At 45.7% G+C, this 25,770-nt stretch carries 25 protein-coding genes; 1 reads left to right on the top strand and 24 read right to left on the bottom strand.

Translation table 11 applies throughout. From position 1 onward, the window contains the following. Window position 1 precedes the first annotated feature (1 nt). The 14 genes from AZ46_RS04700 to AZ46_RS04635 all read right to left on the bottom strand — a co-directional run bounded on the left by AZ46_RS04700 (window position 2) and on the right by AZ46_RS04635 (window position 16,091). Window positions 2-334 (bottom strand): putative DNA-binding protein, encoded by a 333-nt coding sequence (locus AZ46_RS04700; RefSeq protein WP_029281388.1) that lies wholly within the window; start codon window positions 332-334, stop codon window positions 2-4. 674 nt (window positions 335-1,008) lie between these two features. Further along, on the bottom strand, window positions 1,009-1,998 hold the full coding sequence (gene ftsY, locus AZ46_RS04695) for a signal recognition particle-docking protein FtsY (protein ID WP_029281389.1): 990 nt from the start codon (window positions 1,996-1,998) through the stop codon (window positions 1,009-1,011). A gap of 15 nt (window positions 1,999-2,013) precedes the next feature. Continuing rightward, window positions 2,014-5,580 carry a chromosome segregation protein SMC gene (gene smc, locus AZ46_RS04690; RefSeq protein WP_029281391.1) on the bottom strand — a complete coding sequence of 1,189 codons (3,567 nt, stop codon included), beginning with the start codon at window positions 5,578-5,580 and terminating at the stop codon, window positions 2,014-2,016. Window positions 5,581-5,726: 146 nt separating this feature from the next. After that, window positions 5,727-6,458, bottom strand: a complete 732-nt coding sequence (gene rnc, locus AZ46_RS04685; RefSeq protein ID WP_029281393.1) for a ribonuclease III — start codon at window positions 6,456-6,458, stop codon at window positions 5,727-5,729. An 89-nt stretch (window positions 6,459-6,547) separates the two neighbouring features. Next, window positions 6,548-6,781 carry an acyl carrier protein gene (gene acpP, locus AZ46_RS04680; protein ID WP_029281395.1) on the bottom strand — a complete coding sequence of 78 codons (234 nt, stop codon included), beginning with the start codon at window positions 6,779-6,781 and terminating at the stop codon, window positions 6,548-6,550. A gap of 92 nt (window positions 6,782-6,873) precedes the next feature. After that, complete coding sequence (gene fabG, locus AZ46_RS04675) at window positions 6,874-7,614, bottom strand: 3-oxoacyl-[acyl-carrier-protein] reductase (protein WP_029281397.1); 741 nt, start codon at window positions 7,612-7,614, stop codon at window positions 6,874-6,876. After that, complete coding sequence (gene fabD / locus AZ46_RS04670) at window positions 7,611-8,558, bottom strand: ACP S-malonyltransferase (protein WP_029281398.1); 948 nt, start codon at window positions 8,556-8,558, stop codon at window positions 7,611-7,613. Before fabD ends, fabG begins: the two co-directional genes overlap by 4 nt. A 20-nt stretch (window positions 8,559-8,578) precedes the next feature. Beyond that, complete coding sequence (plsX, locus tag AZ46_RS04665; RefSeq protein WP_029281400.1) at window positions 8,579-9,571, bottom strand: phosphate acyltransferase PlsX; 993 nt, start codon at window positions 9,569-9,571, stop codon at window positions 8,579-8,581. Continuing rightward, complete coding sequence (gene fapR / locus AZ46_RS04660) at window positions 9,555-10,154, bottom strand: transcription factor FapR (protein ID WP_029281403.1); 600 nt, start codon at window positions 10,152-10,154, stop codon at window positions 9,555-9,557. The genes plsX and fapR overlap by 17 nt, the downstream gene beginning before the upstream one ends. A gap of 107 nt (window positions 10,155-10,261) precedes the next feature. Beyond that, entirely contained in the window at window positions 10,262-12,316 is a 2,055-nt protein-coding gene (gene recG, locus AZ46_RS04655; RefSeq protein ID WP_029281405.1) for an ATP-dependent DNA helicase RecG, read from the bottom strand. Further along, a complete protein-coding gene (gene sdaAA / locus AZ46_RS22305) occupies window positions 12,303-13,190 on the bottom strand; it encodes an L-serine ammonia-lyase, iron-sulfur-dependent, subunit alpha (RefSeq protein WP_029281407.1) in 888 nt (295 codons plus the stop codon). Before sdaAA ends, recG begins: the two co-directional genes overlap by 14 nt. Window positions 13,191-13,215: 25 nt before the next feature. Next, entirely contained in the window at window positions 13,216-13,878 is a 663-nt protein-coding gene (gene sdaAB, locus AZ46_RS04645; RefSeq protein ID WP_029281409.1) for an L-serine ammonia-lyase, iron-sulfur-dependent subunit beta, read from the bottom strand. Between the two features lie 165 nt (window positions 13,879-14,043). Beyond that, window positions 14,044-15,711 carry a DAK2 domain-containing protein gene (locus AZ46_RS04640; protein WP_029281410.1) on the bottom strand — a complete coding sequence of 556 codons (1,668 nt, stop codon included), beginning with the start codon at window positions 15,709-15,711 and terminating at the stop codon, window positions 14,044-14,046. A gap of 17 nt (window positions 15,712-15,728) precedes the next feature. Next, a complete protein-coding gene (locus AZ46_RS04635; protein WP_029281411.1) occupies window positions 15,729-16,091 on the bottom strand; it encodes an Asp23/Gls24 family envelope stress response protein in 363 nt (120 codons plus the stop codon). A gap of 279 nt (window positions 16,092-16,370) precedes the next feature. Between AZ46_RS04635 and rpmB the strand changes: the two genes are divergently transcribed. After that, window positions 16,371-16,559: a 50S ribosomal protein L28 gene (rpmB, locus tag AZ46_RS04630; protein ID WP_029281412.1), complete on the top strand. Its 189-nt coding sequence runs from the start codon at window positions 16,371-16,373 to the stop codon at window positions 16,557-16,559. 100 nt (window positions 16,560-16,659) lie between these two features. On the opposite strand, the gene spoVM is transcribed toward rpmB, so the two are convergent. From spoVM to def, 10 genes are all read right to left on the bottom strand, one after another. Then, the gene (spoVM, locus tag AZ46_RS04625) at window positions 16,660-16,740 is read right to left on the bottom strand and encodes a stage V sporulation protein SpoVM (RefSeq protein WP_035206513.1); all 81 of its coding nucleotides are present in this window, start codon (window positions 16,738-16,740) and stop codon (window positions 16,660-16,662) included. Between the two features lie 103 nt (window positions 16,741-16,843). Continuing rightward, window positions 16,844-17,482, bottom strand: coding sequence for a thiamine diphosphokinase (locus tag AZ46_RS04620; RefSeq protein WP_029281413.1), 639 nt, complete (start codon window positions 17,480-17,482; stop codon window positions 16,844-16,846). A 72-nt stretch (window positions 17,483-17,554) separates the two neighbouring features. Continuing rightward, complete coding sequence (gene rpe, locus AZ46_RS04615) at window positions 17,555-18,202, bottom strand: ribulose-phosphate 3-epimerase (protein WP_029281415.1); 648 nt, start codon at window positions 18,200-18,202, stop codon at window positions 17,555-17,557. A 2-nt stretch (window positions 18,203-18,204) separates the two neighbouring features. Beyond that, complete coding sequence (rsgA, locus tag AZ46_RS04610) at window positions 18,205-19,089, bottom strand: ribosome small subunit-dependent GTPase A (RefSeq protein ID WP_029281417.1); 885 nt, start codon at window positions 19,087-19,089, stop codon at window positions 18,205-18,207. Window positions 19,090-19,115: 26 nt separating this feature from the next. Continuing rightward, a complete protein-coding gene (pknB, locus tag AZ46_RS04605) occupies window positions 19,116-21,092 on the bottom strand; it encodes a Stk1 family PASTA domain-containing Ser/Thr kinase (protein ID WP_029281419.1) in 1,977 nt (658 codons plus the stop codon). Then, window positions 21,086-21,847, bottom strand: a complete 762-nt coding sequence (locus tag AZ46_RS04600) for a Stp1/IreP family PP2C-type Ser/Thr phosphatase (RefSeq protein ID WP_029281421.1) — start codon at window positions 21,845-21,847, stop codon at window positions 21,086-21,088. The genes pknB and AZ46_RS04600 overlap by 7 nt, the downstream gene beginning before the upstream one ends. A gap of 4 nt (window positions 21,848-21,851) precedes the next feature. Then, a complete protein-coding gene (rlmN, locus tag AZ46_RS04595) occupies window positions 21,852-22,943 on the bottom strand; it encodes a dual-specificity RNA methyltransferase RlmN (protein WP_029281423.1) in 1,092 nt (363 codons plus the stop codon). Between the two features lie 2 nt (window positions 22,944-22,945). Then, on the bottom strand, window positions 22,946-24,289 hold the full coding sequence (gene rsmB, locus AZ46_RS04590) for a 16S rRNA (cytosine(967)-C(5))-methyltransferase RsmB (RefSeq protein WP_029281425.1): 1,344 nt from the start codon (window positions 24,287-24,289) through the stop codon (window positions 22,946-22,948). Continuing rightward, on the bottom strand, window positions 24,276-25,232 hold the full coding sequence (gene fmt / locus AZ46_RS04585) for a methionyl-tRNA formyltransferase (protein WP_029281427.1): 957 nt from the start codon (window positions 25,230-25,232) through the stop codon (window positions 24,276-24,278). Before fmt ends, rsmB begins: the two co-directional genes overlap by 14 nt. A gap of 5 nt (window positions 25,233-25,237) precedes the next feature. Beyond that, window positions 25,238-25,720: a peptide deformylase gene (def, locus tag AZ46_RS04580; protein WP_029281429.1), complete on the bottom strand. Its 483-nt coding sequence runs from the start codon at window positions 25,718-25,720 to the stop codon at window positions 25,238-25,240. Window positions 25,721-25,770: the final 50 nt, after the last annotated feature.

The raw sequence follows: 25,770 nt of genomic DNA, 5'->3' as shown, positions 1-25,770 counted from the left end.
CCTAATCTAATTTCTCAAGCGATTCAACAAGCGATAAAACCTGTCCGTTCCCGTCCAGATCCGCCACTGCTGTTTTCAGCTGTTGTATCAGCTGCTGCCGCTTTTGAAATTTTTCAAAAAGCAATAATTTTTCTTCATATTGTTCGAGCATCGCCTCAGTCCGTTTAATATTATCATAGACGGCCTGGCGGCTGATGTCATACTCTTCAGCAATTTCACCCAAGGAGTAATCATCCAGATAATAAAGCGACATATAGCTCTTTTGCTTTGGTGTTAACAACGATTGATAAAAATCAAACAAGTAATTCACTCTCGTTGTCTTTTCAAGCATCACTAAGCTTCTCTCCTTTGTTAAGGGAATTGCCTTTACAAGCATTAGTTTACATTTTCGTCACATGTATGTCAAGTTTTTTTCTTGACTGCCAGAAAAGCGGAATCAGCCGTTTAGCTCCGACAGACAAAAAAGAAATCCCCCGAAAAGTCCGGGTTTGACTTTTTGGGGGATTTTGTTCTGGCGGAGGAGCTGGCTGATGGAGCTGGACAATGCGAAAAGCTTGAATCGCCCCAACATGTCTCTAAACTGAGCACCGGAATTTTATTTTACTTGCCATTTTAGAAGAAACACTTGAATTTCTTCTTACTTTACTTGAAAATCCAGATCCATTACTTGCTTAAATCCCGTGTTTACTTGAAATTTCCCGGCTACCTCCTAATTTAGAAGTGAGGAATACGGCATTCCTGCCAATTATTGTCCCTCTACTTGCTTTTGGGCATCTGATTCAACCTGTGCAGCTCTGCAGCTTCGTCCTAGTTCGCTAAACTCTTATTTATTTGCCATTATTTAATGAATACTTGAATAACTTCCTTTTTCACTTGAAAAACCAGCCACTTTACTTGCCAAAATCCCCTGTTAACTTGAAATTTCCCAGTTTCCTTCCAAAACAGTCATCTTCATTGTTCCATAAAAAAACCGCCCCTCTTTCACAAAGGGAACGGCTTTCATTTATCCTATGCTTCTTCTACAAGATCCGCAAACAAGCCGTAGACGTACTGTTCTGCGTCAAATTCCTGGAGGTCGTCCATTTTTTCGCCTAAGCCGACAAGTTTTACAGGGATGCTCAGTTCATTGCGGATGGCGAGGACGATGCCGCCTTTTGCCGTTCCGTCAAGCTTTGTAAGCACGATGCCTGTGACATTTGTCGCCTGGGAAAACTGCTTTGCCTGCACCATGGCGTTCTGGCCCGTGGTCGCGTCGAGAGCCAGAAGGACCTCATGCGGAGCACCCGGGATTTCGCGCTCGATGACCCGTTTTACCTTTTCGAGTTCGTTCATGAGATTGACCTTGTTTTGCAGGCGTCCTGCTGTATCGCAGATCAGCACGTCCGTTTTTCTTGCTTTTGCTGCCTGAACTGCATCAAACATGACGGCTGCAGGGTCTGAGCCTGCGGACTGCTTAATTACATCCACTCCCGCACGCTCTCCCCAGACTTCCAGCTGCTCAATTGCGCCTGCACGGAAAGTATCTCCTGCTGCAAGGAGGACTGATTTGCCTTCCTGCTTCAGCCTGTGGGCAAGCTTGCCGATGGATGTTGTTTTGCCGACTCCGTTTACGCCGACAAAAAGAATCACATTTAGGCGCCCTTCCCGAATGTTAAGCTTTGGAGACTCTTCATCTTCTCCTTCATAAATCTCAACAAGCTTCTCGGAAATCACTGATCTTACATCTTTTGAGTCCTGAATATTCCGCCGCTTTACTTCCATCTTCAGCTCATCTATCAGGTCCATCACTGTTGCTACGCCTACATCCGCGCCAATCAGTACTTCCTCAAGCTCTTCAAAAAACTCTTCATCTACTTTGCGGTAGCGGGCAACGAGATTATTGACGCGTTCAGAAAATGATACTCTCGTTTTCGCAAGCCCCTCTTTATACTTTTCCGGTGAAGCATCAGGCTCCTGCTGCTGTGTAAATTTATCTTTTAACTTTTTAAAGAAACTCACTTAAGCTTCATCCTCTCATCTTGATTCGGCAAATTCTTTCGTTTCCTCCAGGCGGACTGAAACCATCTTGGATACGCCTGATTCCTGCATCGTTACGCCGTAGAGTACATCTGCATCTTCCATAGTGCCTTTTCTGTGTGTAATAACAATAAACTGTGTATCCTGGCTGAATTTTTTAAGATACTGCGAAAATCTGTGCACATTGGCCTCATCAAGGGCCGCTTCGACTTCATCGAGCACACAGAATGGAACCGGCCTCACTTTTAAAATGGAGAACAGAAGGGCGATGGCTGTAAGAGCCCGCTCTCCGCCAGACAGAAGGCCCAGGTTCTGCAGCTTTTTGCCGGGAGGCTGAGCGACAATATCCACACCGGTGTTCAGCAGATCGTCCGGATTTGTGAGCCTGAGCTCCGCCCGGCCCCCTCCAAAAAGTGCCTGAAAAACAGATTCAAAGTGTGACCTGATTTGAGTAAAGGTCGTGTGGAATCTCTTCTTCATTTCTTCATCCATCTCACCGATTACCTGATGGAGTGTATCTTTGGCCTCCTGAAGATCGTTGCGCTGGTCTGTCAGGAAATGATAGCGTTCGGACACTCTCTCGTATTCATCGATGGCGCCAAGGTTGACAGTGCCCAGTTCTTCAATCGCAAGCTTGATAAGCTTCACTCGTTTTCTCGCTTCTGCAGCATCTGTCTGAAGCTCATACTTTTCTTTTGCCGCTTCAAACGAAAGAAGATACTCTTCGCGAAGATGATTGAGCCTGTTATCAAGCTCCACATCGTAACGGTTCAGCTTAACTTCCTCATCCTTCTGCAGCTCTGAAAGCTGTTTGTACTGCCTGTTCAGTTCTTTAACTTCTTTTTCTGCTGTTTCAAGCTGATCCTGAAGCTTCAGGCGCTGACTTCTTCTCACAGAGATCAGTTCAATCGTTTTATTTTTATCTTCCCGCTTCTCTTGTGCTGTTTGCTCGAGTTTTTCTTCCCCGGAGAAATCAGAATTCATTTCATCCTGAAGAAATTCCAAGTCTTCCTTTGCCTCGCGGTATTTTTTCTGCTGCGCGAGCCATTCATGCTCTGTCCGTTCAGCAAGGCCGCGCTGATTTTCAAGCGCCTGTTTTTTGCCGGCAAGTACGACCTTTACGTCTGTTATGTCTGACTGAACTTCTTCCTTGGACATTTGCTGACTGGATTTTTTAGCGCTCAATTCAGCAATAAGCTGATCGAGCTCTCTTTTTTTGCTGTCATCCTTTTCAAGTCTCTCGGTCAGTTCTTCTTTGCGCTTTACCATTCTGGCCTTTTCTTCCTGATATGATTCTTTTTCGGCATCATAAAGAGAAAGATGGCTGTTCACATTCTTCTCCATCATTTCAAGTTCTTTCAGGTCTGACCTGACAGCCCCTGTATCCATACGGAGCTGTTCTCCTTTTTCCCTGAGAGATTCAAGGCTCTTTTCACCCTCTGAGATCGACAATTTCAGTGATTTGACCTCTTGTTCAAGCTGATTTGTCTTATCGGACATTTCGCTGAACTGTTTGTCGATCGTTTCCAGTTCGCGGCTTCTGCTGAGAAGAGAATTGTTCTTTTGCTTTACTGCGCCGCCTGTCATCGATCCGCCAGGATTAACAACATCTCCGCCGAGGGTCACAAACCTGAAACGGTAGTTTAAAAGACGCGCCAGTTCATTTGCCCCCTTGAGATCTTCTGTCACAATGACCGTTCCAAGGAGATTTAAAACAGCTTTCCGGTAAACAGGATCATACTCAGTCAAATCAGAGGCAATCCCTTTAAATGCCGGATGGCTGCGCAGTGTCTGCAGATCCTGAGCAGATACGGTCCTTTCCTTCATAACAGTGAGCGGAAGAAATGTTGCCCGTCCAAATGCATGCTTCTTTAAGTACGCGATAGCGGTTCTTGCCGCCTGTTCGTTCTCTACGACAACATGCTGGGCTGCCCCGCCGAGAGCAATTTCAATGGCCGTTTCATAGAGTTTATCCGTTGAGATAAGCTCCGCAATGGCCCCGTGAATTCCTTCAAGGTCATTCCTGCGTTTCAGGATCTCCTTTACTCCCTGGAAGAACCCTGCATAATCTTCCTGCATCGATTCGAGCATTTCCTTGCGCGATTTCGTCTGCTGCAGATATTGATAAGCCTGGTAAAGAGCTGTTTCCCTCTTTTGGTAGGCTGCTTTTTTATGCTCAAGGCTTGTCTGGGCGGTTCTGAACGTCTTAATTTGCTCATCCAGGTCTGCTTCAAGAAGGGAAAGTCTCGCCTCAAGCTTTCGTTTTTTCTCTTCCGTTTCGCTTCTCTCGCTCAAATACTTTTGATTGGCTTCTTTCAGGCGGCCGGTCTTTCTTGCCTGCTGCTCAATCTGCTCATTTATGTATGTGATTTCATTTTTCGCCTGGGCTTCTGCATTTAATAGATCAAAGTATTCGCTTTTAAGCGATTCAATCTTTTCTTCCATGTTCTGATCAAAGGAGGACAGAAGAGACTGTTTCTGCTGAAGCTGTTCTTTAAGGTCTGCCACTTCAGACTGCAGAGCTTTAAGTGTTCGCGACTGTTCTTCTTTTTCCTTTTCGAGCGCATGGATGCGTTCTGATGCTTCTTTTACCGCATGCTGGAGCTGGGATTTGTTCTGGCTTGCATTTTTTTTCCGTTCTTTGAGAACTTCTTTTCTGCCTTCCAGCTTTTCAAGGTCTTCACTTGCAAGAAGGAGCACCTGCTGAAGATCATTGATGGATTCATCAAGCGCGTGAGTCCGGTCTCTCACCTGTTCAATATCCGCTTCTTTTTTCTGAACAGCGGCATAGAGACTGCTTTCTTTCAATTTCCCGTCTTCTACTGCTTTTGAAAGAGCTTCCCATTTTTGATGAAGTTCCTCAATTTCATAGACGGTCAAAGCTACTTCAAACTGCTCGAGTTCCTCTTTTTTCTCCAAATAGTCTTTCGCGATAGAAGCCTGGATTTTAAGAGGCTCTACCTGTCCTTCAAGCTCATGGAGAATATCCTGGACGCGGTTCAGGTTTTCCTGCGTTTCAGCCAATTTGTATTCGGCTTTTTTCTTTCTCGTTTTATATTTAAGTACGCCTGCTGCTTCTTCAAAGATGCTGCGGCGCTCTTCTGCTTTGCTGCTTAAAATTTCTTCTACTTTTCCCTGGCTTATGATTGAAAAAGCTTCTTTTCCGAGCCCGGAATCCATAAAAAGGTCGACAATATCCTTCAGACGGCAAGTCTGATTGTTTATTGAAAACTCACTTTCACCGGATCTGTACACTCTTCTCGTAACAGAAACCTCGTGATAGTCGATCGGCAAAAACTGATCCCCGTTATCAAGAGTCAGTGTGACTTCCGCCATGTTGACGCCTTTTCTTGAGTCGCTTCCGGCAAAAATGATATCTTCCATTTTCGTTCCGCGGAGAGATTTGGCCGACTGTTCTCCAAGCACCCATCTGATGGCATCCGTGATATTGCTTTTCCCGCTGCCGTTTGGTCCGACAACAGCTGTAACACCTTTTACAAAATCGACATTCACACGTTCAGCGAATGACTTAAATCCTACAATATCCAAACGTTTGAGGAACATTATGGATCCTCCCTACTATTCTATAAAATCATCCATATTCTATCATAATTTCTGCCCGGCAGGTTTAAAAACATATGCAAAAGGACTTGCCCGGCAGAAAATCGCTGTACATAAAGAGAACCCCCTTGTATTCGGGGGTTTATCCATTAAAGCGGCTTCAGTTTTGTTAAGGCTTCCTGTGCCGCGTGCTGCTCGGCCGCTTTTTTTGATTTTCCGCTGCCTGTTCCGAGGATCTCGCCGTTTAACGAAACCGTTGCAACGAACTCTCTGTTGTGGGCAGGTCCTTTTTCCTGAAGAATTTTGTACTCAAGGGATCCTTTGCTGTCCCGCTGGACAAATTCCTGCAGCTGGCTTTTAAAATCCATCACATGAGAAAAAGCACCATCATTTATTTTAGGGAAAACGCATTTTTCGAGGAAATGGACCACAGGTTCAAGGCCTGAATCCAGATACAGTGCACCGATAAAGGCTTCAAAAACATCTGCAAGAAGTGCAGGTCTTGCTCTTCCGCCTGTCATTTCTTCCCCTTTTCCAAGAAGCACCAGCTTACCGAATGAAAGCTCGTTTGCAAACGCGACAAGGGACGGTTCACAGACGATTGCAGCTCTGACCTTTGTGAGGTCTCCTTCGCTCATTGTCGGATATTTCTTGAATAGGAACTGGGAAATCGTCAGTTCAAGTACAGCGTCTCCTAAAAACTCCAGCCGTTCATTGTCTTCATACGGCTTTTTGCGATGCTCATTCACATAGGATGAATGTGTGAAGGCTTGGTACAATAATTTTTCATTTTGAAACGTATGGCCAATTTGCTCCTGAAATTGTTTGAATTCTGCTTTTTTGACAAACGATCTTCTCTCTCTGTAATTCATCTTCGGCATAATAACCTCCATCACTTAAACAACAGCATCTAACGTAATCTTTCAAAAGGGATAAAGCCCCGCCTTATAACGGGGCTTTATTTGCAACATTACTGTTGACTTTGTATGTAGTTCACAGCGTCGCCCACCGTTGCAATCTTTTCTGCATCTTCATCAGAAATTTCCATGTCGAACTCATCTTCAAGTTCCATAACAAGTTCTACAACATCAAGGGAATCAGCGCCAAGATCGTCCTTGAAAGAAGCTTCCATTTTCACTTCTGCTTCATCAACACCAAGACGGTCAACGATAATTTTCGTTACGCGTTCAAGTACTTCTGCCATAACATTTCACCTCCCCTCAAAGTATTATAGTGTATATCCTTTTAAAAAACTAGCCGAAATCAATGATTGCAGAGCATGTGGAACATGTTTTTTTACATGACCATGCCGCCGTCTACATGAATGGTCTGCCCCGTAATGTAGCTGCTTTTTTCAGAAGCAAGAAACACGGCAGTGTGCGCGATGTCTGAAGCTTCGCCGAATCTTGCAAGAGGGATCTGTTTCAGCATTTCATTTTTCACATCTTCTGTCAGTTTATCCGTCATATCAGTCGTAATAAACCCGGGAGCAATCGCATTCACAGTAATATTTCGTGATGACAGCTCTTTAGCAGCCGTTTTTGTAAGACCGATTACACCAGCTTTTGCTGCTACGTAGTTTGCCTGACCCGGATTTCCGCTGACGCCGACAATTGAAGCGATGTTGATGATTCTGCCGTAACGCTGTTTCATCATTTGACGGGTAACGGCTTTTGTTGTGAGGAAAACCCCTTTTAGATTAATGTTGATGACATCATCCCACTCGGAGTCTTTCATTCTCATCAGAAGGTTATCTTTTGTGATGCCGGCATTATTGATTAAAATATCCAGTCTGCCGAAACGCTCAACCGTTTCTTTTACCATCGCTGATACTGATTCACTGTCACTGACATCTGCCTGTACAGCAAACGCTTCTCTTCCAAGAGCTTTAATTTCGTCAACGACCTCATTTGCCTTAGCTTCGCTTCCGGCATAGTTGACCGCTACATTTATCCCATTCCGTGCAAGTTCAAGTGCGATGGCCCGGCCGATGCCTCTTGATGCACCGGTAACGAGCGCTGTTTTACTCTCTGTCATAACTGAACCTCCTTCAGTTTTTGAACAGCTGCTTCAAATGATGCCATATCTGAAACAGCTATCACTTCTGCACTCCGGTCAATTTTTTTCACAAGTCCGGAAAGAACCTTTCCAGGGCCGATTTCAACAAATACTGTTACACCCTGATCAATCATTTCTCTCACTGATTCTTCCCATCTTACAGGTGAATATAATTGTTCAACTAATAAACGCTTAATCTCATTTTTATCTGCAACAGGCTTGGCGGTTACATTGGCAACAGCAGGAATGGCCGCATCGTTTACCTCAAGTTCCTCCAGGACCGCTGCAAATTTTTCAGCAGCAGGCTTCATCAGTTCCGAATGAAACGGACCGCTTACATCAAGCGCAATAGCGCGTTTGGCACCTTTTTCTTTTGCAAGTGCCGATGCCTTTTCAACGCCTTCTGCTGTCCCGGAGATCACAATCTGGCCCGGGCAGTTTAAATTCGCAAGCTGGACAGAAAATCCTGATGCTGTTACCTCTTCTGTTACGCTTTTCAATGCATCCGCATCCATGCCCATGATTGCAGCCATAGCTCCTATGCCTGCAGGCACGGCTTCATTCATATACTCTCCGCGCTTTCTTACAGCGTAAACGGCATCCTCAAAGGACAGCACGCCGCTTGCAACCAAAGCTGAATACTCTCCGAGACTGTGCCCGGCTGCATAATCAGGCGAAATACCGTTTTCTCTGAATTTCGAGAGAATCGCTGTACTTGCCGTCAGAAGTGCCGGCTGAGCATTGTAAGTGAGTGTCAGTGTTTCCTGCGGCCCTTCAAACATAATCTCTGAAAGTTTCATGCCGAGTTTTTCATCTGCCGCTTCAAAAATGGACCGTGCCGTTTCTGACTGATCATGCACATCTTTCCCCATACCGACTGACTGCGAACCCTGACCGGGAAAAATAAACGCCAATTTACTCATGATAATCTCCCCTCATGCATTTAGTTATCGGCCGATTTCTCAACTGAACGTCTAATCGTGCCTGTTACTTCATTGCTGACCATTTCCCGCGCCTGGCGGATGGCGTTATAGACGGCGTTCGGATCTGATGAGCCGTGTGCTTTGATGACCGGCGCTTTTAAACCGAACAGCCCCGCACCGCCATATTCGGAATAATCCAATTTCCCTTTAATGACTTTAAGCTTTGGTTTCAGAACAGCTGCGGCAAGCTTTGACTGAAGATTGCTTGTCAGAGCTGTTTTCAGCATTTTGAACACAGAAAGTGCCGTCCCCTCAATGGTTTTAAGGGCAACATTTCCGGTGAAACCGTCTGTGACTACAACATCCGCGATGCCGTCAAGCAAATCCCTTGCCTCCACATTGCCGATGAAATGCAGATCTGAGCCTTTCAGCAGCTGGTATGCTGCTTTCGTTAACTCATTTCCTTTCTTTTCTTCCGTGCCGACATTCAGCAGGCCGACACGCGGCTTTTCAATTCCTCTTACTTTGTTTGCATAAATGGAACCCATCATGGCATATTGCAAAAGCTGCTCAGGTTTGGCATCAGCGTTGGCACCGACATCAAGCATTAAAAACCCGTTTCCTTCAATGGTTGGCAGCGTCGGAGCAAGTGCAGGCCTTTCAATCCCCTCAATCCGTCCTACAACGAAGAGCCCGGCAGTCATTAGAGCGCCGGTGTTTCCGGCGGAAATGCATGCATCCGCCTCCCCTTCTTTGACCGCGTTCGCCATCAGCACCATTGAGGCATCTTTCTTTCTGCGGACGGCTCTTACAGGCTCATCCGTTGCTTCGATTACCGTATCTGTATGTACGATCGAAATTCGTTCTTGATTTGTCAGATATTCTTTTATTAAAGGCTCTTTGCCGTAAAGTGTTATTTCAATATCGCTGAAAAGTGTGACAGCTTTCATTGCGCCTTCTACGATTGCTTTAGGAGCGTTGTCTCCTCCCATTGCATCAATTGCGATCTTCATTGCTGAAACCTGCCTTTTTTGTTGTTTTTGAACGGTACATGTCAAATTCTCCTGAAAAGACAAGCTCACTGCCTACATAGCTTGTGACTTCTACCGTCGTTCTGCCTTTTTCTTCATCTGTATGGATGACTTTTGCCTTTGCGACAACTCTTTCTTTTTCCTTTACTTGCCTTGTGAAACGGATATTTGCCTTTGCTGTAAGAGCAAGCTCGTCATCAATGACCGCCACTGCAAGCGAATTGGCCTGGGCGAATAAGTGATGCCCGCGGGCAATCTGATTGCGGCTGAAAACATGCTCTTTTTTCACTTCGAAAATCGATATCGCAGAAGAATCAAGCTCTAGATCAATAATCTCCCCGATCACTTCTTCTAAGGGCAGAGATTTCACTTCATCATCGAGCTGCTTTACTGCCACATGCTTTATCCGTTCTCTTAGCTCAGGAATGGAGAGTTCAAGGCGGTCAAGCCTGACCGTCTGGATACTGACCTGGAATTTATCAGCCAGTTCCTCGTCGGTAATAAAGGGTGTGTCATTTATTGTCTGCTTCAGCAGAGACTGCCGTTCTTTTTTGGATTTTCTCATTGCACTAACACCGTCCGCACTCTTAAGACTAGGTACTAATAGTAGTATATAAGCAAATAAAGCAGATTGCAAGGACTGATTGCAATCTGCTTCTGTCTCAAAATCTCTTAATCTAATTTTCCGCCGCTTATGATGCCTGATGCGTATACATAGTCACGAAGCTCCCTGTAGTCATCAGATTTCCAGAAGGCTTCTGACTGCACAAGCTTAGCCGCATCGTTTCTCGCCGTTTCTAAAGCCCTGTAATCATGGACCATGTCCGCCACTTTAAATTCCGGCATTCCGCTTTGTTTTCTTCCGAAAAAGTCGCCGGGGCCTCTCAGTTCAAGGTCCTTTTCAGACAGTTCAAAGCCGTCCGCTGTTTCTGTCATGACCCGCATTCTTTCTTTGCCGGTTTCAGATTTCGGATCTGCTAGCAGGATGCAATAGGACTGGGCGCTTCCGCGGCCAACCCGGCCTCTCAGCTGGTGAAGCTGGGACAGGCCAAAACGTTCTGCATCATAAATGACCATCACGGTTGCATTTGGCACGTTTACGCCAACTTCAACTACTGTTGTGGAGACGAGAATTTGAACCGCATTCTCACTGAATTCTCTCATCACTTCATCTTTTTCTGCACTTGAAAGTCTTCCGTGCATAAGCCCTAGCTTCCACCTGTCTCCGTAATAGTGTACAAGTGTGCTATGGACATCTATGGCATTCTGCACATCAAGCTTATCCGATTCTTCAATAAGCGGACAGATTACATAAGCTTGCCTGCCTTCCATGAGCTCTTTATCAATAAACTTAAGGATACGGTCAAGCATCTCATGCTTGACCCAGTAAGTTTCAATTTTTTTACGTCCTGCAGGAAGTTCATCAATGACAGATACATCCATTTCGCCAAAGGCCGTAATCGCCAGCGTCCTTGGAATCGGTGTGGCCGTCATAAAGAGCACGTCCGGATTTTCGCCTTTTTCGCGGAGCACCTTCCGCTGGCCGACCCCAAACCGGTGCTGTTCATCTGTTATCACAAGACCAAGCTTTGAAAAGTGAACATCCTCCTGGATCAGAGCGTGCGTACCTACAAGAAACTGTATTTCTCCTGACTCCACCCGTGCAAGCAATTCCCGTCTTTTTTTACCTTTTACAGAGCTTGTAAGAAGGGCTGCCGTAACGGGGAAGCCTGCAAAAATCGCGGTTAATGATTCGGCATGCTGTTCGGCAAGAATCTCGGTCGGAACCATGAGGGCTGCCTGATAGCCGGATAAATAGGCAGCATACATCGCAATCGCCGCAACGACGGTTTTGCCTGAACCTACATCTCCCTGGAGAAGACGGTTCATTCTGTAAGCAGATTTCATATCCGTCAGAATTTCGCCGATTACCCGCTCCTGTGCATTCGTCAAAGGAAACGGAAGAGACCCGATAAATTCTTCCAGTCTTTCCCTGTGAATTTCGTGGGAAACTCCCTTTGACTGTTCACGCTGAAATTTTCTCAGAGCCTGCATTTTCAGCTGAAACAAGAGAAACTCTTCATACACAAAATACCGCCTTGCATGTTTCAGATCTTCATGTTTAAGAGGGTGATGCATGGTCAGGATGGCTTCTTTTTTTGCGGGAAGCCTGTATGCCTCCATCAGCTGTTCAGGAATGACATTGCGAATCTCCGGGCCGTATTGGGTGAGGGCGTGATTAATCAGTTTCCTCATGGTTTTTACCGTTATATTTTCTTTCACGGAGTAAACCGGCTCGATCTCATGTTCTTTTGCATGAGGGCCAAAGACGATTTGGTTGGCCGTAATCGTCTGGCGGTGTTTGTCCCATTTTCCTGTAACCGTGACGACAGAACCGAGTTCAAGCTTCTTTTTATAATAAGGCTGGTTAAAAAAGACAGCGCTGATCAGGTAATTTCCGACTAGAATTCTTACAGTAAGCCGTGATTTCTTTTTGCTGAAAAAGGCAAGAGAAGGTTCGCTGTGAACCTTCCCTTCGACTGTCACCCGCTCATCATGCTGTACGTCCGCTAAGTCTTTCAGGCGATAATCTTCATAACGATATGGCAAATATTCAATTAGATCCATGACCGTCAGAATGCCCATGCTGCCCAGAACCTCTGCAGATTCAGGACCTACTCCTTTGACTGCACTGACAGGCTGCAGCAGCGGATTAACTGCGTTCATCAAGTGATATCCCAAAGATTTTTGCTTCAAGCTCCCGTCCTGTCGGCGTAGCGGCAAGACCTCCCTGTGCAGTTTCTTTAAGAGCTGTCGGCATGGATTGTCCGATTCTGAACATCGCGTCGATGACTTCATCGCAAGGTATACGGCTTGTAATGCCTGCAAGCGCCATATCGGCGGCAATCATGGCATTGGCAGCACCCATTGCATTTCGTTTTACGCAAGGGACTTCAACCAGTCCCGCAACAGGATCACACACAAGCCCGAGCATATTTTTGAGGGTAATAGCCATTGCTTCTGCAGCCTGGCTTGGAGTCCCTCCGGCGAGCTCAGTTATCGCAGCAGCGGCCATGCCTGAAGCTGAGCCAACCTCTGCCTGGCATCCTCCTGCTGCACCTGAAATGGATGCATTGTTTGCCACAACGAATCCAAAAGCACCTGATGTAAACAGGAATTCAATCATTTCCTGCCTGCTCGGGTTTAATTTATTTTTTACAGCAAAAAGAGTCCCCGGAACAACACCGGCAGATCCTGCTGTAGGCGTGGCGCATATCGTTCCCATTGCTGCATTGACCTCGTTCGTTGCGACCGCCTTGCTGACAGCATCAAGAATGTATTCCCCTGAGAGAAAATTTCCTTTCTCGATGTATGCCTTCATTAGAACAGCATCGCCGCCCGTAAGTCCTGAATGGGATTTGACTCCTGCGAGCCCCTTTTCAACCGCCTGTTCCATGACCGTCAAGTTCTGGTCCATCATTTGAAGGATCTGCTCCCGGGATCTTCCGGTCATCTCCATTTCCTGCTGAATCATAATTTCCGCTATTTTAACGCCTTTGCTTTCTGCAAGTTCGACTAGTTCTGCTACATTGCGAAACATTTTTTTACCCCCAATCGCATCACGGTTAATCTGCTATTTTTGTCACCTGAAGAATATTCGGCAGTGTTTTCAGCTCATCAAGCACTGATTTGTCAATATTCTGGTCAACTTCAATGGTCATTAGCGCAAGCTTCCCTTTTTCCTTGCGGGCAACATTCATATGTCCGATATTAATCGCGTATTTTGCAAGCACATTCGCTACAGCTGCAATCGCACCAAAACGGTCATTATGAACCACAAGAATGGCAGGATGGTTGCCTGAGAGCTTCAGCTCAAAACCGTTCAGCTCTGTAATTTCAATCTTCCCTCCGCCGATGGAAATGCCGACAAGCTCAAGCTGGCCGTGGTCATCTCCAATAATCACACGGGCTGTATTTGGATGATCTGTAATCGCTTCTTCTTCGGTAAATGTCACTTTCATCCCTTTATCAGATGCAATGTCAAGCGACGTTTTAATCCGCTCATCAAATGTGTCAAAATCAAGCAGGCCGCCGATGATGGCTACATCCGTTCCATGGCCCTTATAGGTTTTTGCAAATGACCCATAGAATGAAATGGCTGCCCATTTAGGTTCTCTTCCAAATAAGCTTCTTGCTACTCTCCCGATTCTTGCAGCCCCTGCTGTATGGGAACTTGAAGGACCAATCATAATCGGTCCGATTATATCAAAAACACTTCTGTATTTCATATGCTCCCCCCTGAACATGCATAGCCTGTTGTCTCATGCTTGCTGTGTGTTTCCTTCATAGTTTATCAGATAAACACAGCTTAAGAAAACGGAATCATCACCAAAATTGCAACCCGAATTTGGACATAAGAAATAGAAGGGGATCGCCCTTCTATTCTTTCCTGCTTATTCGATTGAAAAAATGTAGGAATAAAGAGGCTGCTCCCCTTTATGGACTTCTACTTCCACATCTTCAAATTTACTTTCGATATAGGAAACAAGTTCCTGCATTTCATCATCGGCTGCATCAACGCCCTGAAGGACAGTCAATATTTCGTCGTCTTCTGTCATCATGGAATCAAGAAGTTTTTTGGCAGATGCCAGCTGATTACGGTCTTTTGTCACAATCTTGCCGTTTGCAATACCCATGAAATCGCCCTTTTCAATATCAAGGCCGTCAATATTCGTATCGCGGACTGCGTACGTGATCTGACCTGTCTTAACCGTTCCAAGCGCTTCTTTCATGACTTCTTCATTCTCCTCAGCTGCTGCTGACGGGTTAAAGGCAAGCAGTGCTGCCATTCCCTGAGGAACGGTTTTAGACGGAATCACGATGACGTTATCATCCACAACAGACGCAGCCTGCTGTGCAGCCATCACGATATTGGAGTTATTCGGCAGAATGATCACTGTTTCAGCATTCACATCTTTAATGGCCTGGACAATGTCCTCTGTGCTCGGGTTCATCGTCTGTCCGCCTTCAATGACAGAGTGTGATCCGATGCTGCGGAACAGCTCGGCAATTCCTTTGCCCATTGTGACAGTCACAATACCGTAAGGCTGTTTTTCTTTCTTTTCAGCAGGCTTTGATGGTGCATCCCCGCTGTCAAGCAGACTAGTATGCTGCTGGCGCATATTCTCAATCTTCATATTGATCAGGCTGCCGTAGGTCTGTGCATATGTCAGAACTTTTCCAGGATACTCTGCGTGAATATGTACTTTTACAATTTCATCATCTGCAATTACCAGAAGGGAATCACCATGTTCACTCAGATCCTGTCTGAACGCATCTTCTTTGAATGGCTCTTTATCATCCTCAAAGCGCACCATAAATTCCGTGCAGTATCCAAATTCAATATCTTCTGTATTGATGTGGGATGCAACGCTTTTGTGGTGCTCTGCGCTCACAAGGTCCGTCATGGACGCTGCAACTTTGGCAGAAGACACTTTCTCACCTTTTAATACGGCAAGAAATCCTTCATAAACAAACACAAGACCTTGTCCGCCACTGTCGACAACTCCTACCTCTTTTAGGACAGGAAGCAGGTCAGGGGTTCTTTTCAGTGATGCCTTAGATTCCGCAAATACAGCTTCCATCAATTGATCGATGCTGATCTCCGGCTTTGCCTCTATTGTATCAACAGCTTTTTTGGCTGAATCTTTTGCTACAGTTAAAATTGTTCCTTCAACGGGCTTCATGACCGCTTTATAAGCTGTGTTGACGCCAGCTTGAAGAGCAGCTGCAAATTCAGCTGCAGAAATCGTGCTTTTTGATTCAATTGCTTTTGAGAATCCTCTGAACAGCTGGGAAAGAATAACCCCGGAATTTCCGCGGGCTCCCATAAGCAGGCCTTTTGACAGTGCCTGACCGACTTTGCCGATATGCTCAGATACATGATTTTGAACCTCTTTCGCTCCAGATGTCATGGAAAGGTTCATATTCGTCCCGGTATCTCCGTCCGGAACCGGAAAAACGTTCAGCGCATCTACATAATCTGCATTGTTTGACAGGTGGCCTGCCCCCTGCAAGATCATTTCCGCAAAACGTTTTCCATCTAAAGTTGTAATTGACACGGACTTTTTCCTCCTTACTACGGGTTCGTTACACGAACACTCTGAACAAAAATATTGACTGAATCAACAGCTAGTCCGACTGTTTTATCCAGTGTGTACTTCACTTTCGTTTGAACATTATGTGCCACTTCAGAGATTTTCGTTCCGTAGCTGACGATAATGTACATATCAATGTTGATGTGATCTTCTTCCTGGCGGACAATAACGCCCCGGCTGAAGTTTTCTTTTCTAAGAATTTCAGTGATGCCGTCTTTGATCTGGTTTTTGGATGCCATTCCGACAATGCCATAACAGTCAATGGCTGCACCGCCAGCAACCGTTGCAATGACTTCATTGGATATGTCAATGTGTCCGTACTTTGTTTTCATCTCGATGGACATGATGGTTCCCCCTTTGGAATTGTTCGCATAGGCTAAAGCTATTTTACTATATACAGGCGATTTTTAAAAGTTATTCTGCGGCACAGCTTTAAGGACCTCTTACCCTATAGTATTATTCAGCATGAAATATTCATGTATGTCAAGGAAAAATTCTTGAAAGCAAAAGCAAGAACTATTGCATTCAGAAAGGAGTTGTGATAAATTATTAAAGTATCTCATGACAAACAAGACTATTAATGTTTGAATTGGTAAGGTTTTTTGCAGTTAGGAGGGAATACGATGGCACGTAAATGCGTAATCACTGGTAGAAAAACACGTTCTGGAAACTCACGTTCTCACGCAATGAACGCTTCAAAACGTACTTGGGGTGCTAACCTTCAAAAAGTACGCATCTTAGTAGACGGCAAACCAAAACGCGTATATGTATCTGCTCGCGCTTTGAAGTCCGGTAAAGTTGAGCGTGTATAATCAAAAGTTCTGCTTTTGATTCCCATAAGGGAACATATAAAAAAAGCACCGCTATGGCGGTGCTTTTTTTATAGTTTCAAAACCTCATATCCGCTTTTCATTAATCCTTCTTCATCGACCCAAGCATTGCCCTGATAATGCCACCTAAAAACTTCGGTAACTTGATTGTATAAAATTTCATACTTTCCCTCCTCAGCCATTCGTTCAGTTTGCTGCTGGGGCGAAGCCCATCATGTAAGAAACCGGTTATGCCCAGGTTATGTGGTTAACCTTCATGTTTGAAGTTATTCATCAGTACTTCTTACCATCATTAATATGCCGCTGCTGAATGAAAAAGTACCGGATGGACGAATAAGTTCATTACTAATACAAAGTGTCGATCCAAGCTTTATATGACAGCCTGAAAGCGGATATTTAAATCCCTCAAGTGTAATATCCCTTACTTCCGGGCTCACGGGCAGAAACGAGATATACGGAAATCTGCTGTCAGAATGCACGCTGCGGGTGCCGGGGAGGAAAACAGAAAGCTGATTTTTCCGGTCAATGATTTCAATTTTCGTTTCCGGATAACGTGCCAGAAGCTGTGTGTTTGCAAGGAAGTGATCAAGCCTGCCGCCTGTTGAACCGAAGAGGATGATGGCTTCAGGGTTCATTTTCACCGCCCATTCCAGGGCAATCTCCGTGTCTGTCTGGTCCTTTTCCGCAGGAAAAAGATCAAGATGCACAGCTGAACTGTTCAGCGTGTTAAGCTCTTTTTCTGTCACAGAATCAAAGTCTCCAAACGCCCTGTCAGGTATAATGCCCGCCTGCTGCAGATAAATCACTCCCCTGTCAACGCCAATCCAGACGGCATCTTCCGTTTGATAATCCTTCAATGATGGAATATACGTTTCAGGACCTCCTGCGACGATGTGAATCTTCACTGCTAACCACTCCTGTTTACATAATAATGTTATGGTTTAAATCTAAAAAAAGAGAACCGCTCTTGGCGGTTCTTATGCGTTTCTTATTTGATCAATAGCCTGTTTGCGGTCACTCTTGTTATAAACAGCAGAGCCGGCAACCAGGACGTTTGCTCCTGCTTCAATGCACAATCTTGCTGTTTCGGCGTTTACTCCTCCGTCTACTTCGATTTCTGTTTGAAGACCCCGTTCTTTAACCATGTCAGCCACTTCTCTTATTTTCGGAAGAACAGCATGGATAAAAGACTGCCCGCCGAAGCCCGGATTCACCGTCATCAGCAGGACAAGATCCACTTCATCAATCACATGCCTGATTATATCAGCAGGGGTATGAGGATTCAGCACAACACCTGCTTTTACGCCTTCTGATTTAATCAGCTGGATCGTACGGTGCAGGTGAGGGCATGCTTCAGCGTGAACAGAAATAATGTCAGCACCCGCTTTTGCAAATGCCGGGATGTATGCATCCGGATTTTCAATCATCAAATGCACATCCAGCGGAAGCTTTGTCACAGGTCTGATCGCGTCCACAATCAGCGGACCGATCGTGATATTCGGGACAAAATGTCCATCCATCACATCAACATGAATATAATCAGCTCCGCCTCTTTCAACATCCTCTATTTCCGCTCCAAGCTTTGAAAAGTCTGCTGAAAGGATGGAAGGTGCAATTTTAATCATGATCAGTACCTCGGCTTTCTGTCTTTAATTTCTTCTATAAAGCTTAAATAATGTTCATATCTGTAAGCAGGAATACTGCCATTCTCAACAGCTTCCTTCACGGCGCATTTCGGCTCTGAAATGTGCGTGCATGCCCTGAATTTGCAGTCTCCGCTCACACCCCGCATCTCAGGGAAACAGTAGGAAAGGTCTTCTGTTTCTATGTTCATAAATTCAAGTGAACTGAAACCGGGGGTATCAGCGACAAGGCCGGTTCCGACCTGGATAAGCTCCACGTGGCGTGTCGTATGTTTTCCCCTGCCCAAATGAGACGATATGCCGCTCGTCTTCAGTGAAAGTTCAGGGCGCAGAACATTCAGCAGCGAAGATTTTCCGACACCTGACTGTCCCGCAAAAACAGAGATTCTGCCGTTCAGCAGCGGACGCAGTTCAGTAATTCCGTCTTCCTCGAGAGTAGAAGTGAGCATCACCTCATACCCGATTTTTCTGTAATCCGCTGCATATTCTTCGATTTCCTGACGCTGTTTTTCATCCTTGATCAAATCCATTTTGCTGATGCAGATGACAGGTTCAATGTCATTAGATTCAATCAGAACGAGAAAACGGTCAAGCAGAACAGGGCTGAAATCAGGCTCGACTGCTGAAAACACTAAAATAGCCTGATCAACGTTTGCAATCGGGGGACGGACAAGCTCGTTTTTTCTCTCGAGCACTTCCTGGATTGTGCCTTCCCGTTCATTTTCGTAATCATACACGACTTCATCGCCGACAAGCGGGGTGATTTTGTTTTTTCTGAAAACCCCGCGGCCGCGGCACTGGATGGTCTTATCACCGTCAAGACAATAGTAAAACCCGCTTAACGCTTTGATAATTTTGCCTTTAGGCATACATTTCCTCCTTGGTGATTCACGTATTACTCATATGGGATGGTTTCGGTTTTCTCAACGCGGTTGTCAACCATTACCATGTAATAGGCTCTTCCACCGGGCTCGATTGTGAATTCGATTTCTTTAGTTATGCTCTCTGTAATAGTAAAGATTTGAGAATCATCGGCTACAGACCGCTCGGCATCATCGATGCTGATTTTCACTTCTGCCGGCTGTCCTGCTAGCTCTTCCGGATAAGGAATTTCAATTACCCGTTTGACTTTTTTGGCAGGCTTTTCTTTCGGCCCGAGGGAAACAGTGGCCTCAACGGTGTCGCCCGGAAGTACTTTTGCTGACGGCTCGGGAGTATGTGAGATCACTTCCCCCTTAGTCACAGTGTCAGAAAAGTCTTCCTTCGTTACAAGCACAAGCTGCTTGTCCTCGATATAGGCATTCAGAGCTTCTTCTGAATAGCCTCTTAAGTCCTGAAGTTCAAATTCCTCCGGCCCGGCGCTTACAGTCAGCACGATTTCATCTTCGCTTGGAATGACCATGTCGCCCGGTTCAGGATCCTGCTCTAAAATCGTTCCCGCTGCTGCTTCATTAAATTCTTCTTCGACCGTGATTTTTTCAAATCCTTTACGTTCAAGGAGCTCCCGGACTCTTGTAATGTCTCTGTCCACATAATCATCAAGCTCGACTTTCTCTTTGCCTGAGCTCTGGTAGATGATAATGCTGTCCCCTTCCTTTGCCATTCTGCCTGCTTCAGGTTTCGTTTTGACGACATCCCCTTCCGGAATTTCGTCATCGGCAATCAGGATGGGATCATCCACTTCAAATTTTTCCGAGACAAGCTTCTCTACCGCATCCTGATATTTCATCCCTGTCAGATCAGGAACTTCCACATCCTTTGGCATCATCAGGGCCGGCACAACGGTGACAGCGGCAACTCCTGCTGCAAGAAGGATCAAAAAGAGGCTGATCAGGATGACTCCTGCTTTGCTTTTTTTCTTTTTCTCTTCTTTTTTCTTTTTTTCTTTCTTTACCGGGGCATTTTTTGCAGACGTTTCTTCTGCAGCCGGTTCAGGCGCACGAACTAGCGTATCACCGGTTTTTTCAAACATATCTGAATCCGTGATAATCGGAATGGCTTTTGTTGCCTCTGTATCTTCCGGTATGACAAACTTTTCTTCATGAAGCCGTTCCGGATTTAAAGCGGTTGAAAGATCGGCTTCCATCTCTTCAGCAGACTCATAGCGGTGGAACGTGTCCTTTGCCATTGCTTTTAAAATAATGTTTTCAACACTTTGAGGAACCGTTGCATTCCAGCGCTTGGCAGAAGGCGTTTCAGACTGCAGGTGCTTCAGCGCAATGGAGATGGCCGATTCTCCGTCAAACGGCAGTCTTCCGGTCAATAATTCAAACAGGACAATGCCAAGTGAATAAATATCTGATTTTTTATTTGCCATTCCTCCCCTTGCCTGTTCAGGCGAAAGGTAATGGACAGATCCAAGGACAGAATTGGTCTGGGTAATCGTGGTCGAGCTCAGTGCCATTGCAATTCCGAAATCCGTTACTTTCACATTGCCATGGGGATCGATCAGGATGTTATGAGGCTTGATATCCCGGTGGACAATGTGGTTTTCATGGGCGTGTGCAATGGCTGATACGATTTGCTCCATAATATTGAGTGCTTCTCTAGGGTGCAGGGGAGCATACTGCTGTATGTATTGCTTAAGTGTGTTTCCTTCCACATACTCCATGACAATATAGTAGATGCCGTCTTCTTCTCCAACATCAAAAATGCTGACAATATTCGGGTGGGCAAGGCTTGTTGCGGACTGAGCCTCACGTCTGAACCGTTTAATGAATTCGTCGTCGTTTGAAAAATCGAACCTGAGAACTTTCATTGCAACATCGCGGTCTAAAATCATGTCCCGCGCCAAATATACGTTAGCCATTCCTCCGCCGCCAATCACGCGGAGTATTTTATATCTGCCGCTTAACCGCTTGCCGATCAGCACGCCCCATCACCCTCTTTGATTTCAGACGGCTGTTTGACGATGACGAGTGAAATGTTATCCTCTCCCCCGTTATCATTCGCCTTTCTGATCAGTTCCTGAGCAATGGTCTGAAGCGCCCCCCCGGATGAAAGCAAATCTTTAAGCTCCTCTTCACCTACTTTGTTCGACAGCCCGTCGGAACATAATAGAAGAAGGTCAGATTCTTCAAGACAAATAGAAGTCATGTCTAGTTCAACATGTTCTTCTGTCCCTAAAGCCCTTACAAGAACATTTTTGCGCGGGTGATGCTCGGCATCTTCTCTTGATATTTGTCCGGATCTCACCAGTTCATTGACAAGTGAGTGGTCTTCTGTAATTTGTTTGAATCCGCTGCTGTTGCAGAGATAGCCGCGGCTGTCGCCAATATGGCCGACAGTTGCAAAAGCTTCTGTGCAAATAGCCGCCACAACAGTCGTTCCCATTCCGCTGCAGTCAGGATGTGTTTTAGCATGGTGCAGCAATGTCAGATTCACCTTTGCCACATGGTCCGAAAGCCAGCCTGAGGCGAGATCCGGGGAGGAAATGCCCGAGGCATCCTCCCACATCTCTTTTAATGCTGCAATTGTCATCTGGCTTGCTACATCACCTGCTAAATGGCCGCCCATTCCGTCAGCCACGACGGCTAAAACATCACCGTCTTTATTTTGAAAAACACCAACGCTGTCTTCATTGTGCTGTCTCACTTTTCCCCTGTCTGTTGCGATAACGGTTTCCATGAAGTCACCTCGTCTCCTCTTTGCGCTCCTTCGCTCTCAGCTGACCGCATGCCGCATCGATATCATGACCCTGCTCGCGTCTTGTCGTTACATTAATGCCGCGCTTTTTCAATGTTTTCTCAAAAAGATCAATCTGTTCTTTAGGAGTTCTTACATAATCGCGCTCAGGCACATAGTTAACGGGAATCAGGTTTACATGGCATTTCAGATGCTTAATAAGCGCTGCGAGCTCTTCAGCGTGTTCTACCCCATCATTTACTCCGCCGAACAGCCCGTATTCGAAGCTGACGCGTCGTCCTGTTTTGTTCACATAATACTCAATAGCTTCCATTAGCTCAGGCAGTTTATATGCTCTGTTGATCGGCATTAAGCGGCTTCTGAGTTCTGTATTCGGTGCATGCAGCGATACAGCGAAGTTAATTTGCAGCTGTTCGTCCGCAAATTTGTAGATTTTAGGAATGATTCCGCTTGTAGATACGGTAATATGGCGTGCACCGATATTCAAACCGTCGTCATGATTGATGATTTTAAGGAATCCCATCATTTCGTCATAGTTATCAAACGGTTCTCCGATTCCCATGATGACGACATGGCTTACCCTTTCTCCAAGTTCATCAAGAGCCTTTTGTACTTTTACGACTTGAGCAACGATTTCTCCTGCTTCGAGGTTGCGTTTTAATCCGCCCAGTGTTGAAGCGCAGAACGTACAGCCGATCCGGCAGCCGACCTGTGTTGTAACGCATACTGAATTGCCGTATTCATGGCGCATGAGAACCGTTTCAATGGAATAGCCGTCGTGCAGCTCGAATAAGAACTTCATCGTGCCGTCGCTTGATGTCTGCTGAATGATCGTTTTAAGCGTGGTAAGCGTAAAGTTCTCCTCAAGTTTTGTTCTGAGCGCCTTTGAAAGATTTGACATCTCTTCAAATGCTGTTGCCCGTTTAATATAAAGCCAGTCAAAAATCTGAGCAGCCCTGAAAGGCTTTTCTCCGTTTTCTGTCAGCCAGTTTTTTATTTCTCCCAGTTCGAGAGAATAAATGGAAGGTTTTTTGTTTTCTTCGATGACTGTTTTCTTTGTGCGTTTTACCTCTTCCATTTTTACACCTTCTTTCTTAAGCTTGCTATATAAAATCCGTCAGTTCCGAAATAGTGGGGCAGAATCTGCACTTGCCCGCCGTCTGCATATGGCTTTGCAGCCTCCGGCAGCCGGTCAGCCATTGCTGAATCAAGTTCAAATTCACTGTGTTCTGCAAGGAATTTGTCAACAACCTGCCCGTTTTCTTCGCTGTCAATTGTACATGTACTATAGACTAGTGTACCACCTTTTTTAAGTAAAGGCGCGGCAGATGACAGAATTTCCAGCTGAATTTGCGACAGTCTTTTCACGTCTTCGGCTGATTTCGTGTATTTAATGTCAGGCTTTCGTCTGACAACCCCAAGTCCTGAGCATGGGGCATCGACCAGTATTTTGTCAAATTGTTCGTTTTTAAAGCGCTCATGCACTTTTCTGCTGTCCATTGCCTCAGTCTTAATGTTCGTAAGGCCGAGTCTTTCCGCCTGTTCTGTGATCAGGCTGACTTTCTGCTTGTGGAGATCAAGGGAGTAGACGGTCCCTGTGTTCTCGAGAATCTCCGCAATATGGGTTGATTTTCCGCCCGGCGCTGCACATGCATCTAAAACAGCATCTCCTTTTTCAGGTGCAAGAGTTCTGGCAACCAGCATCGAACTTTCATCCTGAATCGTAAACCTGCCTTCTTTAAATTCTTCCGTCTGCACAAGGCTGCCTTTCAGGCTTTTAATAGCATCAGCAGTCAGATAGCCTTCTTCAATTTGAAAGCCTTTTGCTAAAAGCTGCTCCATTAGCTCCCCGCGGGTGTTTTTCATAAAATTGACACGTGCTGATACACTTGGCGGCGTCAAAGTGGCTTCGCACATTTTTTTTGCATCAGCGGCCCCAAGCTGGCTGATCCAGCGCTTCACAAGCCATAGCGGGAAGCTTGTTTCAACAGCGATGCGCTCTGCCTCATCTTTTATCTCAGCAGTGGAGGGCAGCCCCTGCCGCTGAATCGATCTTAAGATGCCGTTGACAAAGGATGCAATGCCTTTATGGCCCCTGTGTTTTGCAATTTCAACTGCCTCGTGAAAAACAGCGCGCTCCGGCACTCTGTCCAGGTATACCATCTGATACACGGAAAGTCTTAAGAGATTTTGCACCCACTGCTCAGTTTTTTTGGCATTTTTAATAAAAGGCGCAAGATAAAAATCCAGCGTATCCCTGCGCTGCAGCGTCCCGTATACGATTTCTGTAAGCAGAGGGATATCAATCTCTTTTACTCCGTGCTTTTTTATCATGGAGTTTAGCAGAAGATGGCTGTACGCCTGGTTTTTTTCAATCATGAGCAGCGTTTCAAGAGCCGTTTCACGGACATTATTTTTCTTCATGGCTCTCTCCCAACTTGTCTCCAGCCTGGATTTGTGCGCCGCGAAGGAAATCTTCGCCGTTCATTTTCTTCTTTCCGGACGGCTGAAGTTCTGTGATCTTGATGGCTGTCGTATTTCCTGTGGAGACGACGATTCCATCTGAATCAATTCCGATGACGGTTCCCGGCTGTGCGGTATGAATGCTTCCAGTCATTTTTTCTCCCCACCAGATTTTCACAACCTGGCCATTAAGGTAGGTATAGGCAACAGGCCAGGGGTTTAATCCTCTGATATGGTTATAAATGTCCTCTCCGGACTTCGTCCAGTCAATGATTTCCTGTTCCCGTTTAATATTTGAAGCGAATGTCGCTTTTTCGTGATCCTGCTTCTGCGGTGTAAGCTTGCCTTCCAGGAGTGAAGGCAGCGTTTCAGACAGAAGATCCGCCCCTGAAGCACTTAATTTATCGTGCAGAGTTCCTACGTGATCCCGTTCATCAATTTCCACTTCAGCCTGGGTAAGAATATCGCCGGCATCAAGCTTTTCAGCCATATACATAATGGTTATGCCCGTTTTCTTTTTCCCCTGAAGGATTGAATAATGAATCGGAGCCCCGCCTCTCAGTTCAGGAAGCAGCGAAGCATGGACATTAATGCAGCCGTGCTTAGGCGCTTCCAGCAGTTCATTCGGAAGAATTTGCCCGAATGCGGCGGTTACAACGAGATCAGGCTGCAAAGCGAGCACTTTTTCAAGTTCTTTTTTATCCCTGATTTTTTCAGGCTGCAGAACGGGTATATTCTGCTTTTCTGCTTCCACCTTTACAGGCGGCGGCGTAAGAGTTTTTTTTCTGCCTTTTGGACGGTCTGGCTGGGTCACAACCCCGACCACATTGTACCCCTCATTTATAAGTCTTTTTAAAACAGGAACCGAAAAGTCAGGAGTTCCCATAAATACAATTCGTGTCATGACCATCATCCTTCCGATTCTTCTAGCTCTTCTTCATTTAAATAGGCTGTCACCTTGGACGTGAAAAGAATTCCATGAAGGTGATCAATTTCGTGCTGGATCGCTCTCGCTAAAAAACCATTTGCCTCCATCACAAATGGTTTGCCTTTGCGGTTTTGAGCTTGCACTTTTACATACTCGCTCCGCTCTACTTCTCCAAAAAGGCCGGGAAAACTCAAGCAGCCCTCAGGACCAGTCTGAGAGCCTCTTTTTTCAATGATCACCGGGTTAACGAGTTCAATCGTCCCGTGATGATCATCTATATCAACAACAGCTGCACGGACAGGCACTCCAATTTGGGGAGCGGCAAGTCCCACACCGTCAAGTTCAATCATTGTATCATACATATCTTTCAGCAGCTTTGACAGTTTCCTGTCAAATACTGTTACATCTTCACATTCCTGCTCCAGCACATCTGCCGGATGCAGAACAATCGGTTTAATAGCCAATGAAACGTCCTCCAACTACTTAAAAGCTTATTTTTTCTCCAGTTTTGACG

The organism is Metabacillus indicus LMG 22858 (assembly GCF_000708755.2).
Classification (GTDB): domain Bacteria; phylum Bacillota; class Bacilli; order Bacillales; family Bacillaceae; genus Bacillus_P; species Bacillus_P indicus.
The sequence above is the reverse complement of the archived record's forward strand: the minus strand, read 5'-3'. Positions and strand labels throughout refer to the sequence as shown.

Excerpts from the sequence above, each read along its gene's own strand:
- smc (WP_029281391.1), bottom strand. The coding sequence starts at position 5,580 with ATGTTCCTCAAACGTTTGGATATTGTAGGATTTAAGTCATTCGCTGAA.
- rnc (WP_029281393.1), bottom strand. The coding sequence starts at position 6,458 with ATGCCGAAGATGAATTACAGAGAGAGAAGATCGTTTGTCAAAAAAGCA.
- acpP (WP_029281395.1), bottom strand. The coding sequence starts at position 6,781 with ATGGCAGAAGTACTTGAACGCGTAACGAAAATTATCGTTGACCGTCTT.
- fabG (WP_029281397.1), bottom strand. The coding sequence starts at position 7,614 with ATGACAGAGAGTAAAACAGCGCTCGTTACCGGTGCATCAAGAGGCATC.
- fabD (WP_029281398.1), bottom strand. The coding sequence starts at position 8,558 with ATGAGTAAATTGGCGTTTATTTTTCCCGGTCAGGGTTCGCAGTCAGTC.
- plsX (WP_029281400.1), bottom strand. The coding sequence starts at position 9,571 with ATGAAGATCGCAATTGATGCAATGGGAGGAGACAACGCTCCTAAAGCA.
- fapR (WP_029281403.1), bottom strand. The coding sequence starts at position 10,154 with ATGAGAAAATCCAAAAAAGAACGGCAGTCTCTGCTGAAGCAGACAATA.
- recG (WP_029281405.1), bottom strand. The coding sequence starts at position 12,316 with ATGAACGCAGTTAATCCGCTGCTGCAGCCTGTCAGTGCAGTCAAAGGA.
- sdaAA (WP_029281407.1), bottom strand. The coding sequence starts at position 13,190 with ATGTTTCGCAATGTAGCAGAACTAGTCGAACTTGCAGAAAGCAAAGGC.
- sdaAB (WP_029281409.1), bottom strand. The coding sequence starts at position 13,878 with ATGAAATACAGAAGTGTTTTTGATATAATCGGACCGATTATGATTGGT.
- AZ46_RS04635 (WP_029281411.1), bottom strand. The coding sequence starts at position 16,091 with ATGTCCATCGAGATGAAAACAAAGTACGGACACATTGACATATCCAAT.
- rpmB (WP_029281412.1), top strand. The coding sequence starts at position 16,371 with ATGGCACGTAAATGCGTAATCACTGGTAGAAAAACACGTTCTGGAAAC.
- spoVM (WP_035206513.1), bottom strand. The coding sequence starts at position 16,740 with ATGAAATTTTATACAATCAAGTTACCGAAGTTTTTAGGTGGCATTATC.
- rpe (WP_029281415.1), bottom strand. The coding sequence starts at position 18,202 with ATGATTAAAATTGCACCTTCCATCCTTTCAGCAGACTTTTCAAAGCTT.
- rsgA (WP_029281417.1), bottom strand. The coding sequence starts at position 19,089 with ATGCCTAAAGGCAAAATTATCAAAGCGTTAAGCGGGTTTTACTATTGT.
- AZ46_RS04600 (WP_029281421.1), bottom strand. The coding sequence starts at position 21,847 with ATGGAAACCGTTATCGCAACAGACAGGGGAAAAGTGAGACAGCACAAT.
- rlmN (WP_029281423.1), bottom strand. The coding sequence starts at position 22,943 with ATGGAAGAGGTAAAACGCACAAAGAAAACAGTCATCGAAGAAAACAAA.
- rsmB (WP_029281425.1), bottom strand. The coding sequence starts at position 24,289 with ATGAAGAAAAATAATGTCCGTGAAACGGCTCTTGAAACGCTGCTCATG.
- fmt (WP_029281427.1), bottom strand. The coding sequence starts at position 25,232 with ATGACACGAATTGTATTTATGGGAACTCCTGACTTTTCGGTTCCTGTT.